The organism is Actinoplanes sp. NPDC051405, from assembly GCF_055586185.1.
Genome location: NZ_JBVJIR010000030.1, coordinates 51,529 through 67,586, shown reverse-complemented (window position 1 = coordinate 67,586; position 16,058 = coordinate 51,529). Strand labels below are relative to the sequence as shown.

13 protein-coding genes and 1 pseudogene are annotated in these 16,058 nt (G+C 73.3%); 7 read left to right on the top strand and 7 right to left on the bottom strand.

The genetic code is table 11. The features are described from left to right. Window positions 1-5: 5 nt before the first annotated feature. From ACZ6S4_RS41880 to ACZ6S4_RS41850, 7 genes are all read right to left on the bottom strand, one after another. Complete coding sequence (locus ACZ6S4_RS41880; RefSeq protein ID WP_465480212.1) at window positions 6-746, bottom strand: hypothetical protein; 741 nt, start codon at window positions 744-746, stop codon at window positions 6-8. Next, window positions 743-4,210, bottom strand: a complete 3,468-nt coding sequence (locus ACZ6S4_RS41875; protein WP_465480211.1) for an FtsW/RodA/SpoVE family cell cycle protein — start codon at window positions 4,208-4,210, stop codon at window positions 743-745. The genes ACZ6S4_RS41880 and ACZ6S4_RS41875 overlap by 4 nt, the downstream gene beginning before the upstream one ends. Before the next feature lie 482 nt (window positions 4,211-4,692). Next, complete coding sequence (locus tag ACZ6S4_RS41870; protein ID WP_465480210.1) at window positions 4,693-5,361, bottom strand: response regulator transcription factor; 669 nt, start codon at window positions 5,359-5,361, stop codon at window positions 4,693-4,695. Then, window positions 5,358-6,464, bottom strand: coding sequence for a sensor histidine kinase (locus tag ACZ6S4_RS41865; RefSeq protein WP_465480209.1), 1,107 nt, complete (start codon window positions 6,462-6,464; stop codon window positions 5,358-5,360). The genes ACZ6S4_RS41870 and ACZ6S4_RS41865 overlap by 4 nt, the downstream gene beginning before the upstream one ends. A 5-nt stretch (window positions 6,465-6,469) precedes the next feature. Continuing rightward, on the bottom strand, window positions 6,470-7,291 hold the full coding sequence (locus ACZ6S4_RS41860; protein ID WP_465480208.1) for an ABC transporter permease: 822 nt from the start codon (window positions 7,289-7,291) through the stop codon (window positions 6,470-6,472). Continuing rightward, window positions 7,284-8,174, bottom strand: coding sequence for an ABC transporter ATP-binding protein (locus tag ACZ6S4_RS41855; protein WP_465480207.1), 891 nt, complete (start codon window positions 8,172-8,174; stop codon window positions 7,284-7,286). Before ACZ6S4_RS41855 ends, ACZ6S4_RS41860 begins: the two co-directional genes overlap by 8 nt. Window positions 8,175-8,257: 83 nt before the next feature. Continuing rightward, on the bottom strand, window positions 8,258-8,593 hold the full coding sequence (locus ACZ6S4_RS41850; protein WP_465480206.1) for an SCP2 sterol-binding domain-containing protein: 336 nt from the start codon (window positions 8,591-8,593) through the stop codon (window positions 8,258-8,260). A 118-nt stretch (window positions 8,594-8,711) separates the two neighbouring features. Here ACZ6S4_RS41850 and ACZ6S4_RS41845 point away from each other — a divergent pair. From ACZ6S4_RS41845 to ACZ6S4_RS41815, 7 genes and pseudogenes are all read left to right on the top strand, one after another. Next, a pseudogene (locus tag ACZ6S4_RS41845) lies at window positions 8,712-9,233 on the top strand (phasin family protein); the annotation flags it as partial. A gap of 617 nt (window positions 9,234-9,850) precedes the next feature. Next, on the top strand, window positions 9,851-10,153 hold the full coding sequence (locus ACZ6S4_RS41840; RefSeq protein WP_465480205.1) for a hypothetical protein: 303 nt from the start codon (window positions 9,851-9,853) through the stop codon (window positions 10,151-10,153). A 25-nt stretch (window positions 10,154-10,178) separates the two neighbouring features. Then, window positions 10,179-11,039: a TlyA family RNA methyltransferase gene (locus ACZ6S4_RS41835; RefSeq protein ID WP_433719662.1), complete on the top strand. Its 861-nt coding sequence runs from the start codon at window positions 10,179-10,181 to the stop codon at window positions 11,037-11,039. Then, entirely contained in the window at window positions 11,036-11,923 is an 888-nt protein-coding gene (locus ACZ6S4_RS41830) for an NAD kinase (protein ID WP_360544853.1), read from the top strand. The genes ACZ6S4_RS41835 and ACZ6S4_RS41830 overlap by 4 nt, the downstream gene beginning before the upstream one ends. Window positions 11,924-11,977: 54 nt before the next feature. Continuing rightward, a complete protein-coding gene (gene recN, locus ACZ6S4_RS41825; protein WP_465480204.1) occupies window positions 11,978-13,735 on the top strand; it encodes a DNA repair protein RecN in 1,758 nt (585 codons plus the stop codon). Between the two features lie 97 nt (window positions 13,736-13,832). Then, window positions 13,833-15,011: a putative cytokinetic ring protein SteA gene (steA, locus tag ACZ6S4_RS41820; protein ID WP_360832756.1), complete on the top strand. Its 1,179-nt coding sequence runs from the start codon at window positions 13,833-13,835 to the stop codon at window positions 15,009-15,011. Window positions 15,012-15,037: 26 nt separating this feature from the next. Then, entirely contained in the window at window positions 15,038-15,967 is a 930-nt protein-coding gene (locus ACZ6S4_RS41815; RefSeq protein ID WP_465480203.1) for a copper transporter, read from the top strand. Window positions 15,968-16,058 lie beyond the last annotated feature (91 nt).

The window sequence follows — 16,058 nt, the reverse complement described above, 5'->3', positions numbered from 1 at the left end:
CCGGATCAGCCATGGCCGCCCTCCCAGGCGAGGTGGTAGTCGAGCAGGGTGGACGACGCGGTGCCGTCCGTGTAACCGATCGAGCCGGCCGGCCCGGCCTGGATCAGCCGGCCGTCCGGGTGCAGCGGGGTGCCGTCGATGGTGACCAGGTAGTCGGGCCGGATCCGGGACCGGGCGAACTCGACGCGGTGGCCGTCGTGGCGCAGGTACAGCAGCTCGCCGCGGGGCAGGAAGGTGGCGTACTCGGGCAGGCGTACCGAGGCGTCGGGCCCGGCGCGGCCGGTCCAGCGGCCCAGCGGCACCCAGCCCGGGGCGGAGGCCAGGTGGCAGACCCAGCGGAAGTCGGCCCCGTACCGCAGGGTCAGATGCGCGGTCGAGCGCGGGACCACCGGCTGCGGGTCGGTGGCGGTCAACGGCAGCGTCTGCTTCGGCGCCTGTTTCGGCGCGGGCAGGGCCGGTGGCTGGATGAGGAACTCGTGGCCCGGCTCGGGCAGTGCGGGGTCGACCGCGAAACCGACCGAGACCACCCGGGCCCGGGGCAGCTGCGCGCCGACGTGCTGGTGGACGATCCGGTGCACCTTGCCGCCGAACTCCCTGCTCATCGGGGCGCGGGTCAGCACGGACACCGAGATCCGCAACGAGCCCGGGTCCAGGCCGCCCGCGTTGACGATCGTGCAGTAGCGCCCGATCGCGCGCCGGAAGGCATCGAGGACAGCCCGTTCGAAGCGGGGGTCGGCCGTACTCATCGGGTCTCTCCGATCGCTGTGCCCATCGCCGCGGCGAGCTGCCGGGCCCGCACGCCGCCCCCGGCGTCGTCGCCCGCCTCCACGACGACCGCGTAACCGAGGGGACCGCGGGGGGTGTCCAGGAACCCGCCGGCCCACGAGTTGTGACCTGGGAAAACGCCGGTGTTGCCGCGGGCCAGCGCCGTCCGCAGCTGCCGGCTCGTCTCCGCGCTGAGCGCCTGTTCCGGCTCGGCGGTGGCCACCGGCGTGGTGCGGCCGGTGGCCGGATCGGTGACGCTGCTGATCAGCCGCGGATGCACGGCCCGGCCGCCGTTGGCGACCGCGGCCATGACCGCCGCCAGGGCCAGCGGGGTACCGGCCAGCTGCTCCGACTCCCCGGCGTACGCGTCCAGCCCGTCCACTGTGGGCACGCAGGAGGCGGCCGTGCCGACGAGACGACCGGCCGGCCACGGATCGTTCGCGGGGCAGTCGCCGGTCTGGAGCCCGAACCGTTGCGCCTGGGCGGCGACCGCGGGCCAGCCCAGACGGCCCGCGAGCTCGACGAACATGGTGTGGCAGGAGGCGGTGAGGGCGTCGGGCACCTCCGTACCCGGGCAGTCGTCTCCGGCCGGCGGCTCGCCGGCCCGGTCGCTGTCCAGGTAGGCCGCGGCCACCACCACGTCGAACGCCGAACCCAGCCCGTAGCGGCGGCCGAAGCCCCGGTTGACCTGCGCGTCCGCATCAGCGACGGGAGCCGGTCGCGGGGCGTGCGACCAGCGCCAGCACGCGTCCTGGCCGATGTCGTCCCGGCTGCGCCGCGGGCACCACGGATCGGGCCGGCCGTCCGCGAGCCGCCCCTCCGGATCCGGACGCACGTAGTAGTTGTGCGCCGCGGCGAACTTCCCGGCGGCCGCCGCCCCGGCGCGGGGAGGCTTGACCTTCGTGGCCGCGACCGGAGTGCTGGCGCTGACGAGCACGTCGCCGGTGTTCGCCTCCAGCACGACGATGCCGGCCGGGGTGCCATCGCGCAGTGCCTGGGCGGCGGCGTGCTGCAACCCGGGGTCGAGCGTGAGCCGGACCTGGCCGTCGACGCGGCCGCCGGCCGGTGGGGGCAGCAGGCGGTCCCCGAGGCCGGGTCCGGCGGTGCCGGAGATCACGGCGGGATAGCTGCGTTCCACGATTCCCGGTGGGCCGCCGGCGATGCGGATCAGACCGGTCAGATCCGCCGGGGCCAGCCCGGCCGGCCGGCTCGCGGGCGCCGGCTGCCAGCCGTCGCCGGTGCGGTCCAGGACAAAACCGGGCCGGTCGCCGAAGCGCAGCTCGACCCGGGTGCGGGCCTGGGCGATGAGGTCGGTCGAGCAGGCGGTGGGGTCGGGCGCCGGCGCGGTGAGTCCGGCGCGATCAGCGGTACGGGCTGGGCACGTGACCCGATGCGGGTCGTAGACGGTGGGCAGTTGCAGACCGGCGAGCCGTGGCGCCGAGTACGGCACCAGGGTCAGACCCGCCACGACGGCGACCATCGCCCCGACCGTGACGAGCGACGTGCCGACGCGGGCCGGCTCGGCGGGCTCTGTCCCGGCTCCCGCTGCGGCTCCGGCCAGGGCGCCCGGTCCGGCTCCCGCCCGGGCTCCGGGCCAGGCTCCCGCCCGGGCTCCGGATCCGGCTCCCGTCCAGGCTCCAGCCCAGGCTCCGGGTCCGGCTGCCGCCTGGGATCCCGGTCCGGCTCCGGCTCCGGGTGCTGGCCGGGTTCGAGTTGCCGGGTTGGTCGTTCGCGGTGCCCGGTTGGCTGAGGTGCGGGCGGCCAGCAGGGTCAGGATGATGCCGAGCGCGACCGTCAACGTCGACTGCCCGCCGCGGGACAGGAACGGTGCCGGGATGCCGGTGTGCGGCACCAGGTTGGCGGTCGCGGCGAGGACGAACAGGAACTGCCCGACGATCATCGCGCCCAGCCCGGCGCCGAAGAGCATGGCCACCGGCGGGCGTTCGTAGCCGGGCGGGGGCGCGTTGGCCCGTACGAGTCCGGCGCCGAGCAGGACCACCAGCAGCCCGACGGCGATGACGACCAGCCCGCCGAGTTTGTTCCAGACCACAGCCAGCACGAAGTCGGTGGTCCCGGCGGTGACCGCCCCGGCGGCCGTGTCGCGCAGCCCGCGCCCCCAGAGCCCGCCGTCGGCGGTGGCCGCGATCGCCCGCGCGACCTGTGACCGCTCACTCTCCACATCGGCGGCCAGCGACCGCCGGCAGGGCACCTGACCGGCCGGGACCGCCGGGCCGGACTCCGTGCGCACGTCGACGGCCATGCAGGGCGCGTCCCAGCGGAAGACCCAGGGATCGTTCCAGACCCGGCCCCGCTCCCCGACATAGTCGGTGCTGAAGAGGCTCACGGCCCCGACGATGAAAAGCACGGCAAGAGCAATGAAGATCCGGTACGCGGACAGCATCCGTACCGCCCACCCGGCCCGGCCGGGGTCCCCGCCCCGGTCCTGCTCCACGTTGCGCCGGGTGGCGGCCCAGGTCACCCCGGTCGTCATCAGCGCGGCGGGCACCACGGTGCCGAAGTCATGCCGCAACCCGCTGGCCACGGCGACCAGTCCGAACAGAGCGAGAGGCAAACCGAGGAAACGACCGGCGCGATACAGCGCGCGCAAGGTGGAGCCCCGCCACACGCTGCCGGCGCCGTCGCGGATGTCCCGCCAGGTGTCGAGGACACTGACGGCCCGGAACCGGAAACTGTCCCGGGCCACCACGAAGGCCAGGGCGGCGAGCAGGAGGAGTTTCCCGTACTCGGGGGTGGCGACCGGCCCGGCAGTGAGCGCGACCGATCCGGAGCCGAAGAACAGCGGCAGGACGAACGGCAGGAGAACGATGCCGGCGAGCGCCGCGGACAGGCCGGCGGAGTGGATGTGCTCCAGACTGTCCGTGCGGGTGGTCCAGTCGACGGCCCGGCGTATCCGCTGAGCTCTGCTGCCGGCGGACCGGCTCAGCCAGGCGACAACTCCCAGCACGACGGCGATCCCGAGCGCCGGCTGACCCAGCGCCGACCAGGCCTGGCGCAGAGCGTCGGGAGCGAAACCGCTGGCGAACGTGCCGTCCGGGTCAAGAACAACGGCGAGCCGGACCACGAGCAGCGCGCCGAACTCCAGCAGCAGCGTCGAGACGACAAGCACGGCCAGCAGCGGCCCGGGCACGCTGAAGACCCGGCCGTCGTCGGACAGCCGCCCGCCCATCCGCAGCCCGGCGTGCCCGAGCGCGGCAACGGCGGCGACCACGGCCCCGACCCAGAACGGGTACGGCGCACCGGCCAGCAGAAACGGCAGGGCGACGAGGACGTGCGGACCGAAGAGGGCGAGCGCCGGCCAGTCCCGCAGTCCCCGGCCCCGGACGACCTCGGGCCGCACCATCCACCGGCCGGCGCCGGCAACGCCCCAGAGAAGACCGGAAAGAACAGCCAGGGTGCCGAGAGCCGGCCCGGTGACAAGATCCACGATGACGATGTGCCGACACCTCCGCCCCGGGTATCTCAGCTCAGCGGGAATTCCCTCCGGAACCGTGCGGACGACGCAGCCGGGGATACAAAAGGTAAGCCAGCGGCGGCCGATCACGTAAACGGCCGAATGGCCCGGGGTGCGCCCGGAAGAGTGATGAGCCACGACCGGGGTAAGCGGAAAGGCCGGAGCGGGTGGGTCGTGGATGGTGGTAGGCGATGGGCCTTACGGCTGTTGCCTGGCACGGGATCGGCGGCGCGGGGCAGGTCGGGTGGGTGGATGAGGCCGGCTCGGGTGGCTAATGAGAGAACCGCTCCGGGATCGTGGTCCGGAAAGGATTCCGGTGAGCTTCACCCGGGTGGATGACGGCCATTCGGTGGGTCCGGAGCGGCGGAATCCCGGCGATAATGCGTGCCGCGGCTTGCGCTATCCGAAATGCGTCGCGCATTCATATCGAGCCGCCCGCGCCGGCTCCTGCGCGGTCAGTCGACCAGGCCGGACTGGTAGGCGAAGACCACCAGCTGGGCCCGGTCGCGGGCGGTCAGTTTGACCATGGCCCGGCTGACGTGGGTCCGGGCTGTTGCCGGGCTCAGGACCAGGCGGGCCGCTATCTCTTCGTTGCTCAGGCCTTCGCCGACCAGGCTGACGACTTCGCGTTCGCGGTCGGTGAGGGCGTCGAGGCGGGGGTGCGGGCGCAGCACGCGGGTCGGCCGGGAGGCGAACTCGCGGACGACCCGCCGGGTCACCGACGGCGACAGCAGGGCCTCGCCGGCGGCCACCAGGCGGATCGCGCGGACGAGTTCGGCCGGCTTGGTGTCCTTGATGAGGAAGCCGCTCGCCCCGTGGCGCAGGGCGTCGAAGACGTAGGCGTCGATCTCGAAGGTGGTCAGGACGATCACGCGGGTGCCGGTCAGCGCGGGGTCGGCGGCGATGCGGCGGGTGGCTTCGATGCCGTCGATGCCGGGCATGCGGACGTCCATCAGGACCACGTCCGGGCGGTGCGTTCTGGTCTGCTCGACCGCGGCGAGCCCGTCTGCTGCCTCGCCCGCCACGAGCATGTCGTCCTCGCTGGTCAGCAGGGTGTGCAGGCCCAGCCGGACGAGATCCTGGTCGTCGGCGATGACCACGCTGATCGTCCGGCCGGTGGTCATCGGCGTACCGGGAGGGTCGCGGTCACGGCGAAGCCGCCTTCCGGGCGGGGGCCGGCGGTCAGTGAGCCGCCGAGGGCTGACACGCGTTCCTTCATGCCGGCCAGGCCGTGCCCGTCGCGGGCCGGGCGGGGCGGGCCTGCCCGGCCGGTGTCGCTGATCGCGACGGTCAGGTCGTCGCCGGTCAGGGCGACGCGGACCGAGGCGGTGGCCGTGCCCGCGTGGCGCAGGACGTTGGTCAGTGACTCCTGCACGATCCGGTACGCCGCCAGGTCGACCGCCGCGGGCAGCGAACCCAGCGGTCCGGCCACGTCGACCGCCACCGGGACGCCCACGGCGCGGGTGCGGTCCACGAGCTCGTCCAGGCGGGCCAGGCCCGGGGCGGGGGACCGGTCGTCGGGATCGTCGCCCCGGCGGACCGCGCCCAGGGTGGCGCGCAGCTCGTCGAGGGATTCGCGGCTGGTGCGGCTGATCGCCGCCAGCGCCGCCTCCGCCTGCTCCGGTTGTTTCGGCAGCACGTGCAGGGCGATGTCGGCCTGCATCATGATCGCGGCCAGGCCGTGTCCGACCACGTCGTGCACCTCCTGGGCCACTCGCAGGCGTTCGGCGTCCGCCTGGCGGCGGGCCTCGTCGCGGCGGTTCTGCAGGACCTGCTCGCGTCCCACGCGTACGGTCACGCCGATCGCCAGCGGGCCGGCCACCCAGGCGACCTGCGGGGCGACGGCCTCCATGCCGAGTCCGTCGCCGGCAAGTCCGGCGATGATCAGCAGGCCGAGGGCGCCGGCCGCGGCGATGGCTGCCCGGCTGAGCGGTCGGTGGGCCGCGACCGTGTAGACGGCGATGGCCAGGCTCAGCAGGATCGGCCCGTACGGGTAGCCGCCCAGCAGATAGAGCGACACGGTCACCGTGGTGACGGCCAGGACTGTCACCGGCAGCAGGCGCCGGGCCGCGAGCACCACGGCCGCGGTGACCACCAGGGCGTACGCCCAGCCGGAGATGGACGGGATGCCCTGGTTGCGGCCCGCGGGCGCGGTGCCGACCAGGCCGATCGCCAGCAGGACCAGCGCGAGCAGCCCATCGGTCAGGTATCCGCGTGCCCGTCTCATGACGCTCACAGGATGTCACGGCGACGCAGCAGCGCGCCGCCCGCCGCCGCGAACACCAGCAGATATGCTCCCACGATCAGCGCGGCCTGGCCGCCCCCGACCAGCGCCTCGACGCCGGGGGTGTCCCCGCCCGCGCCGAGGGCCGCGACCAGCGAGCCCGCGTTCGGGCCGGGCAGCGCCTTCTGCAGCTGCGCCACCCAGTCGAGCAGGGGCGCGGCGATCAGCGCCAGCAGGTTCTGCACGGCGAGCAGCCACACCAGGCCCAGGCCGACCGGCAGGGCGACGCCGCGCAGGGCGATGCCCAGCAGCGCGCCGAGGACCGTCCACATCGCCGCGATCAACCAGCCCGCGGCGATCCCGGCGAGCAGGTCACCGGCGCCCGGCCAGGCGATCGCCCTGCCCTCGGCGAGTGCGACAGCGACGCTCGCCACCGCGCCGGCGGCGAAGACGGCGAGCACGCCGACGAGCGCTGCCAGGCCGAGCGTGACCAGCTTGGCGGCGTAGACGCGCAGGCGGACCGGGTCCTGGGTGAGGACTGTCTTCCAGGTGCCCCAGGCGTACTCGCTGCCGACCGCGAGCACGCCGAGGATCAGCATCAGCGCCCCGAGGAACACCGGCAGGCCACCGATGGAGTTGCCGACCAGCTGATCCGGCAGCAACGCGGCCAGGCCTCGGTCCGCGCGCGGACCGCCCGTGCCGCCCGCGTAGCCGGCATACGGAATCAGATAAGTGAAGGTCAGGCTCAGACCGAGCGCGATCGCCAGCAACGCCCGGATCGCCGGGCGACGCACCAGCTTGATCGTCTCGGCCCGGATGTCCTCACGCACGACTCGCTCCCGAGGTCAGGGCCAGGAAGGCGTCCTCGAGGCTGCGCTCGTCGGCGCGCAGCTCGCTGACCGCTATGCCCGCGCCGACGAGGGCGGCGTTCACCTCGGCAGCGCGCTCCGGGGACACGGTGAGCCGCAGCGCGCCGTCGGTGACCTGGACGGCATGCCCACCGAGCAGGCTCCGGGCCTGCGCCGCGGCGGCCTCCAGCGGCTCGGCGACCAGCCGCAGGCCCGGCTCGCCGCGCAACTCGGCGACCGTGCTCTCAGCCACCAGCCGGCCGCCCGCGATGACGCCCACCCGATCGCACAGCTCCTGCACCTCGGTCATCAAGTGACTCGACAACAGCACCGTGCAGCCGGCTGCGCCGAGGCGGCGCACCAGCAGGCGCATGTCCGCCATGCCGGCCGGATCCAGGCCGTTGGTCGGCTCGTCCAGCACGACCAGCCGCGGATCCTTGAGCAGGGCGGCGGCCACCCCCAGGCGTTGTTTCATGCCGAGTGAGTAGGTGGCATAGCGGTCGCCGGCCCGGCCGGTCAGCTCGACCTGGTCGAGCACTGCCGCGACCCGGCCGGGCCCGACGCCGGCGTGGCGGGCCATGACGCGCAGATTGTCGCGGCCGCTCAGGTACGGGTAGAAGCCCGGCCCCTCGATGAGCGCACCGACCCCGTCGAGCCGCCCCGGAGCCCGGCCGAACAGACGCACCTCACCGGAGCTGGGCCGGATCAACCCGAGCAGCATGCGCAGTGTGGTGGTCTTACCGGCCCCGTTGGGACCGAGAAAGCCGTAGACCTCGCCGGCCTCGACCCGCAGATCCAGACGGTCGACGGCGGTCAGCGTGCCGTAGCGCTTCGTGAGTCGCCGAGCCTCGACGGGTGCTGTCATGAGCCCATCGTTGCCAACCGCAGGACCGCGCGCGTCCGTCCAGAGGCGTCACTTCTCGTACGCCTCAGGTCGTACGAGAAGGCCTAGAGCAGCTTGCGCAGCTTGAGCAGATCGAAGGGGTTGGCCTTGATCGACACCTGCCGGGAGGCGATCGCCCGGGTGACGTCGAGCCGGCCCGCGACCAGCGCGATCAGGTCGTCGCTGGCCGCGATCAGGGCGATCTTGGCCTTCGGGTCGTCGCCGTCGGCGATGTCGACCAGGCGGCCGCCGGCCAGGCGCGCGTGGAAGGCGGTGTCCAGGTCGCTCACCCGGCAGGCGAGCGTGCGGTCCAGGTCGAGCTTGCCGCGGGTCTCGGCGTTCGCCTCCAGCCGGGCGGCGAGATCGTGCAACGCCTGCCGGCACTCGTCCACGCTGGCCAATTCCGGACCTCCTCCACGACACCACGTTCGACGCTCCGCACGGTACCGCAATGCACCTGCGGGTACGCCCGGTAGCGTTGCACCAGCACACGTGTGGCGCGAGCCGGAGGGGAGCAACATGCAGGACGCATGGCGGGCGTATCTGGAGATGGCGCTCGGACTGACCGAGGCACCGCGCAAGCGGGCGCAGCAGGTGGCCGGCGAGCTCGTGAACCGTGGCGGCGCGACCGCCGCGCAGTTGCAGGGCCTGGTCGAGGATCTGATGTCGACCGGCCTGGCCAACCGCGAGGCGCTGACGAACATCGTGCGCTTCGAGGTGGACCGGGCGCTCGGCCTGGTCGGCCTGGCGACGGCCGACGAGGTGTCCGACCTCAACACCCGGGTCCGCGACCTGGAACGTCAGCTGCGCCTGGCGCAGGCGCGCGCCGGCACGGAGGGCGATGCGGGAACGGCTGCCGCTGACGTGACGCTGGCCGAGCCGGGTCCGGCCGAGGTCGTGCCGCCGGCCAAGAAGGCTGTGGCGAAGAAGGCCGTGGCGCGCAAGGCGGTCAAGGCGACCCCGAACGCGATGCCGGCCGCCGCCGTACCCACGAGGCCCGCCGCGGCGACGCCGGGGCCCAAGGCCGCGAAGGCTGCCCCGCCGGCGAGCAACGGCACTGCCCCGGCCCAGCCGGCTCCGGTGAAGGCTGCGACGCCCGGGGCCGCCCCGGTCAAGGGCGCACCGCCGAAGCCCGCGCCCAGCAAGGCGGGTCCGGCCAAGGCAGGCCCGAGTAAGGCCGTCCCGAGTAAGGCGAGTCCCGCCAAGACCGGCCCGGCCAAGGCAGGTCCGGCCAGGACCGCTCCGGCGAAGGCCGCAGGTGGCCCGGCGAAGGCAGCTGCTCCGGCCGCGACCACCGGTCCGGCGAAGGCAGCTGCTCCGGCCGCGACCACCGGTCCGGCGAAGGCTGCCAGAGCGGCGAAGGCCGCAGCCGCGGAACCGGCGACCCCGGCGGGAACCGCGGCAGCGCCGACCGCGCCGGTGAAGGAGGCCGCCGCGGCGACCGAGCTGCCGCCGACGACCGCGAAGAAGGCAACGGCCAACGAGGCCGCCGCCGCTACCGAGCTCCCGCCGACCACGGCCGCGAAGAAGACAGCCGCCAAGAAGACCGCGGCGAAGAAGACCGCCCCGGCCGCCGGTGAGCCGGCTGCCACCCAGAGCACCCCGGCCAAGAAGGCCGCCAAGAAGACGACCAACCCCGCCACGCCGGAGGCCACGCCGTGACGTACCCGAATCAGGCTCCTCGTCCGGGCCCGCCAGCCGGTGGATTCCGTCCGGGCCCGCCTCCCGGTGGTTTCCGCCCGAGTCCGCCGCCGCAGGGTGCCGGGCAGTCCGGAGAGCCGACCGCGCGGACGGACCCGGAGTACCGCCGGGACGCCACGGGCGGCACCGGTCACCCCGCCGTCGACGCCGTGCTGCAGTCGCTGGCCAACGCGGCCACGCTCGCCCCCGGCGACCAGATCGCCGAGTACGAGGCCGCGCACCAGGTGCTGCAGGAGACCCTGGCCAGCATCGACCGCTGATCCCCGTACCGGAGAAAAGGTTTTCATGGCCCGCCGTGCGCGTCTCGACGCCGAGCTCGTCCGCCGTAAGCTCGCCCGTTCCCGTGACCAGGCGGCCGCGCTCGTCGCGGCCGGCCGGGTGCAGGTGCGCGGCACCGTGGCGCAGAAGGTCGCCACCATGATCGACCCGGCCGATCCGGTTGTGGTCACCGGCGACGACCCGGCCACCGAGTACGTCTCCCGGGGCAGTCACAAGCTGGCCGGGGCGCTGGCCGCCTTCACCGGGCTCGCCGTCGAGGGCCGCCGCTGTCTCGACGCCGGCGCCTCCACCGGCGGCTTCACCGACGTGCTGCTGCGGCGGGGCGCCGGGCACGTGTACGCCGTGGACGTCGGCTACGGGCAGCTCGCCTGGCCGTTGCGTACCGATGAGCGCGTGACCGTGATGGAACGCACGAATGTGCGTACCTTGACGCCCGACGTGCTCGGCGGCCCGGTCGATCTCACCGTCGCCGATCTTTCCTTCATCTCCCTGCGGCTCGTGCTGCCCGCGCTCGCCGCCTGCACCGGCATCGACGGTGATCTCGCGCTGATGGTCAAGCCGCAGTTCGAGGTCGGCAAGGAGCGGGTCGGCTCCGGCGGGGTCGTCCGTGATCCGCTGCTGCGGGCCGAGGCCGTCCTCGATGTCGCCGCCACCGGCGCTCAGCTGGGGCTCGGCGTCGCCGGGGTGGCCGCGAGCCCGCTGCCCGGCCCGAGCGGCAACGTGGAGTTCTTCCTGTGGTTCCGCCGGGACGCCCCGCCGGCCGACGAGGCCCGCGTGCACGCCGTGGTCGCCGCCGGCCCGTCCGGCGCGGTAGCCTCCGCCGGGCCGGCATCGACGCCGGTTTCGCCCCTGATGGAGGATTCGTGACGCGGTCCGCCTTGCTGGTCACCCACACCGGCCGCCGGCAGAGCACCCAGCATGCCCAGACCGTCGCCCGCGACCTGGTCGCGGCCGGTTTCGAGGTACGGGTGATCGCCCAGGAGGTCGCCGACCTGGAGTTGCCGCCCGGCGTCACGCCGGTCGACGACCCCACGGCGGCCGAGGGTGTGGAGATCGTCTTCGCGCTCGGCGGTGACGGCACCCTCCTGCGCGCCGCCGAGCTCGCCCGGCCGGCCAAGGCGCCGCTGCTGGGCATCAACCTCGGCAAGGTCGGCTTCCTGGCCGAGGCCGAGCTGAACAACATCGACCAGACCGTGCGCGAGATCGTCGCCGGCGACTACACGGTGGACGAACGCCTCACCCTGGACGTCCGGGCGGAGTACGACGGCCGGCTCATCGCCGACTCGTGGGCGCTCAACGAGGTCAGCGTCGAGAAGGGCCAGCGGGCGCAGATGCTCGAGCTGCTCGTCGACGTGGACGGGCGGCCGCTGTCCCGGTACGGCTGCGACGGTGTCGTGTGCGCCACACCGACCGGCTCCACGGCGTACGCGTTCTCGGCCGGCGGCCCGGTCGTGTGGCCCGAGGTCGAGGCCCTGCTGCTCGTGCCGATAAGCGCGCACGCCCTGTTCAGCAAGCCCATCGTCACCGCTCCCACCTCGACATTCGTGATCACCGTGGATCCGTACACGTCGTTCGCGGTGCTCTGTTGCGACGGCCGGCGTACGTGGGACCTGCCGCCGGGTGCGCAGGTCACGGTGCGGCGCGGGGAGCTGCCCGTCCGCCTCGTCCGGCTCAATCCGCGCCCGTTCACCGACACCCTGGTGGCGAAGTTCGCCCTGCCGGTCGACGGCTGGCGCGGCAACCGCCGCTGACGGCTGACCGGGCTCGGTGGGCAATTGTCGGTGGGCACCGATACTGTTCGCCCTGTGCTGGAGGAACTGCGCATCACCGGGCTCGGCGTCATCGACGACACGACCTTGAGGCTGACTACGGGCATGAATGCCATCACCGGTGAGACCGGTGCCGGCAAGACGATGGTGGTGACCGGTCTCGGGCTGCTGTTCGGCGGCCGCGCCGACGCCGGGCGGGTCCGCGCGGATCCGGGCCGGGCGGTGGTCGAGGGCCGGTTGCGCCTTGCCGGGACGCTCGGCGACGCGGTGCAGACCCGCATCACCGACGCCGGTGGCGAGATGGACGACGACGGCTCGGTGCTGCTCAGCCGCACGGTGACCATCGAGGGCCGGTCGCGGGCGCACGTCGGCGGCCGCAGCATGCCGGTGGCGATGCTCAGCGAGGTCGGCGAGCAGGTCGTCGCCGTGCACGGGCAGTCCGACCAGCTGCGCCTGCTGCGCCCGTCCGAGCAGCGGGCCGCGCTGGACCGCTTCGCCGGCCCCGAGCACGAGAAGCTGCTGGACAGCTACCGCGAGGCGTTCACCCGCTGGCGGGCCGTGGTCGAGGATCTGGCCGACCGCCGCCGCCACGCCCGCGAGCGCAACCAGGAGGCCGACCTGCTGACCCTGGGTCTCGACGAGATCAGCCGGGTCGACCCGCAGCCCGGCGAGGACGACGACCTGCGGGCCGAAGTGCAGCGCCTGGAGCACGCCGAGGGCCTGCGCACGGCGGCCGCGATCGCTGCCCAGGCGCTGGCCGGTGGCGTGGAGGACACGGAGGAGACCCCGGACGCGACGCTGCTGCTGGGCACCGCCCGGCGCACGCTGGAGGCGCAGGCCGGCGTCGACCCGGCGCTCGGCGAGCTGGCCGCCCGGGTCGAGGAGGCCGCCACCCTGGTCGGCGACGTCTCCGCGGAGCTGTCGGCCTACCTGAGCTCGCTGGACGCGGACCCGGCCCGGCTCGAGGTCATCTACGAGCGGCGGGCCGCGCTGCGCGCGCTGACCCGTAAGTACGCCGACGACGTCGAGGGCGTCATCGCCTGGGCCGAGAACGCCCGCACCCGGCTCGCCGCGCTGGACAGCTCCGACGAGCTGCTGGAGGAGCTCGACAAGGAGCGCCTGCGGCTCGCCGCCACCGTCGGTGAGCTGGCCGCCCGGCTGACCGCCGCCCGGATCGAGGCCGCCGGCCGCTTCTCCGACCAGGTCAGCGTCGAGCTGGCCGGGCTGGCCATGCCGCACGCCCGGGTCGAGATCGTCGTGCAGCCGCGGGCCGGCGGGCGCGACGAGCCCACCGTCCCGGTCGACGGGACCGAGGTGGCCGTCGGGCCGGACGGTGGCGACGAGATCGAGCTGCGGCTCATCGCGCATCCCGGCGCACCCGCGCTGCCCCTGCAGAAGGGCGCCTCGGGCGGTGAGCTCTCCCGGGTCATGCTGGCCATAGAGGTGGTGTTCGCCGGTGCCGGCGGCCCGCCCACGCTGGTCTTCGACGAGGTCGACGCGGGGGTCGGCGGTCAGGCCGCGGTGGAGATCGGCCGCCGGCTGGCCCGGCTGGCGCGCACCCATCAGGTGCTGGTCGTGACCCACCTGCCGCAGGTGGCCGCCTTCGCCGACCGGCATCTCGTGGTCGCCAAGGACACCGGCGGGGCGATCACCACCAGCGGCGTGCGGATCGTCGAGGAGACCGAACGGGCCCGCGAGCTGGCCCGGATGCTGGCCGGCCTGCCCGACTCCGACCTGGGTATCGCCCACGCCGAGGAGCTGCTGGCCGTCGCCGACAAGGAGAAGCGCGCCTGACCTGGGGTCCGGCCGGCTGGGCAATTCATACCTTTTGTCGGTGACGTTGTGCATGTCGCGTGCGGCCGAGGTGAAACGGCGTGTCAGGATGGCCGGGATGCGACTTCCCACCTTGCGCCGGACCCGGAGCGTCGAACCGGGAGCGTTCTCCGGCACCGCCCGACTGGATCGCCGGACCAAGCGCCTGGTCGGACGGCTGCGCCCCGGTGACATCGCCGTGATCGACCACGTCGACATCGACCGCGTCGCGGCCGACTCGCTGGTCGCCGTCGGCGTCGCGGCGGTGCTCAACGTCAAGCCCTCGATCTCCGGCCGCTACCCGAACCTGGGGCCCGAGGTGCTGATCCAGGCCGGCATCGTGCTCATCGACGACCTCGGCGAAGAGGTATTCGACCGGATCAGTGAGGGCGACGTCGTCAGTATCGAGGACGACACCGTGCTGCTCGACGGCGAGCCGATCGCCACCGGCATCCGGCAGGACACCCAGACCGTCGCCGCCGCCATGGCCGACGCCCGTGAGGGCCTGTCCGTGCAGCTCGAGGCCTTCGCCGCGAACACCATGGACTACCTCAAGCAGGAGCGCGACCTGCTGCTCGACGGGGTCGGCGTGCCGGACGTGCAGACCCAGATCGCCGGCCGGCACGTGCTCATCGTGGTCCGCGGGTACGACTACAAGGCCGACCTGGACGTGCTGCGGCCCTACATCCGCGAGTTCAAGCCGGTGCTCATCGGCGTCGACGGCGGCGCGGACGCGCTGGTCGAGACCGGCTACACGCCCGACATCATCATCGGCGACATGGACTCGGTCACCGACGACGTGCTGCGCTGCGGCGCCGAGGTGATCGTGCACGCGTACCCGGACGGCCGCGCTCCCGGCCTGGACCGGGTGCACGGGCTCGGCGTGCCCGCGGTGACCTTCCCGGCCGCCGCCACCAGCGAGGATCTCGCCATGCTGCTGGCCGACGACAAGGGCGCCACGCTGATCGTCGCTGTCGGCACCCACGCCAACCTGGTCGAGTTCCTCGACAAGGGCCGCGGCGGCATGGCCTCGACGTTCCTGACCCGGCTCAAGGTCGGTGGCAAACTGGTCGACGCCAAGGGCGTGAGCCGGCTCTACAAGCAGAACATCTCCGGGTCTTCGCTGGTGCTGCTCGTGCTCTCGGCGATCGCGGCGATGGCCTCGGCGGTCACGGTCTCCACGGTCGGCAAGGCCTATCTCTCCGTGATGTCCGAGTGGTGGGACAATCTCGTCTTCCAGTTAGGACAGCTCTTCTAATCCGCGAGTGACCAAGAGGCTTTGGCGTGATCAACTTCCGGTACCACGTGGTGTCGCTCACCGCGGTCTTCCTCGCCCTGGCGATCGGGCTGGTGGTCGGCACCGCCGCGCTCAACGGGCCGGTGGTCGACACGCTCAAGGACCGCGTCGACGCCCTCAGCAACGACAACACCAACTACCGTGAGCAGGCGAATCAGTACCGTAAGGAACTGAACAGCACCCAGGACTTCGCCACCCAGGTCTCGCCCGCGCTGCTCAACGGCAAGCTCACCGGCCGCAAGATCCTCGTGGTGGTCCTGCCCGGCGGTCAGGACTACGCCGAGGGCACCATCGCGATGCTCAAGGTCGCGGGGGCCGCGATCACCGGTACGGTCACCGTGCAGGACAAGTTCTTCGAGCCGGCGAACGCGTTCGAGCTGCTGGACCTGGCCGACAAGGCGTCGCAGCCGACCGTGCCCGCCGAGGGGCTCCCGCTCAACAGCGACGGTGTCGAGACGTCCAGCGCACTGCTCGCCGTCGCCCTGCTGCAGAAGCCGCTGGCAGTGACGCCCGGTGACCTCACCGCCGTGCTGACCGCCTACACCGAACCCGGCTACCTCAACGTCTCCGACGACATCGTGCCCGGCGCCGAGGCCACCGTGGTGGTCTCCGGGCTGCCGCCGGTCGACCGGGACGCCGCCAAGAAGAATCAGAACGCGGTCACCCTGGCCAACCAGTTCCACAAGGACCGGCCGCTGGTCGTCGGGGGCAACGGCATCGGCGACGGCAACCTGGTCGCCGAGATCCGCTCCGACCCGACACTGGTCAAGGAGATCTCCACGGTGGACAACGTCAGCACCGCGCAGGGACAGCTGGCCACGGCGCTGACCGTCGTCGAGCGGGTGGTGGCGGGCAAGGTCGGCCAGTACGGGCTGTCGGCCGGGGCCAGCGCGCTCGTGCCCAAGGCAGCGGCCTGAGTTCGTCCACAGGGTGCGCCGGGCGCGGGCCCGGACCGCCTAGACTCGGCGATCGGTCGCCGAGGGGCGCGGCCCGGCGAGGCGGGAGTGC

What these genes read in the sequence shown, in the direction of transcription:
- ACZ6S4_RS41880 (WP_465480212.1), bottom strand. Translation starts at nt 746, where the DNA reads ATGAGTACGGCCGACCCCCGCTTCGAACGGGCTGTCCTCGATGCCTTC.
- ACZ6S4_RS41870 (WP_465480210.1), bottom strand. Translation starts at nt 5,361, where the DNA reads ATGACCACCGGCCGGACGATCAGCGTGGTCATCGCCGACGACCAGGAT.
- ACZ6S4_RS41865 (WP_465480209.1), bottom strand. Translation starts at nt 6,464, where the DNA reads ATGAGACGGGCACGCGGATACCTGACCGATGGGCTGCTCGCGCTGGTC.
- ACZ6S4_RS41855 (WP_465480207.1), bottom strand. Translation starts at nt 8,174, where the DNA reads ATGACAGCACCCGTCGAGGCTCGGCGACTCACGAAGCGCTACGGCACG.
- ACZ6S4_RS41835 (WP_433719662.1), top strand. Translation starts at nt 10,179, where the DNA reads ATGGCCCGCCGTGCGCGTCTCGACGCCGAGCTCGTCCGCCGTAAGCTC.
- steA (WP_360832756.1), top strand. Translation starts at nt 13,833, where the DNA reads ATGCGACTTCCCACCTTGCGCCGGACCCGGAGCGTCGAACCGGGAGCG.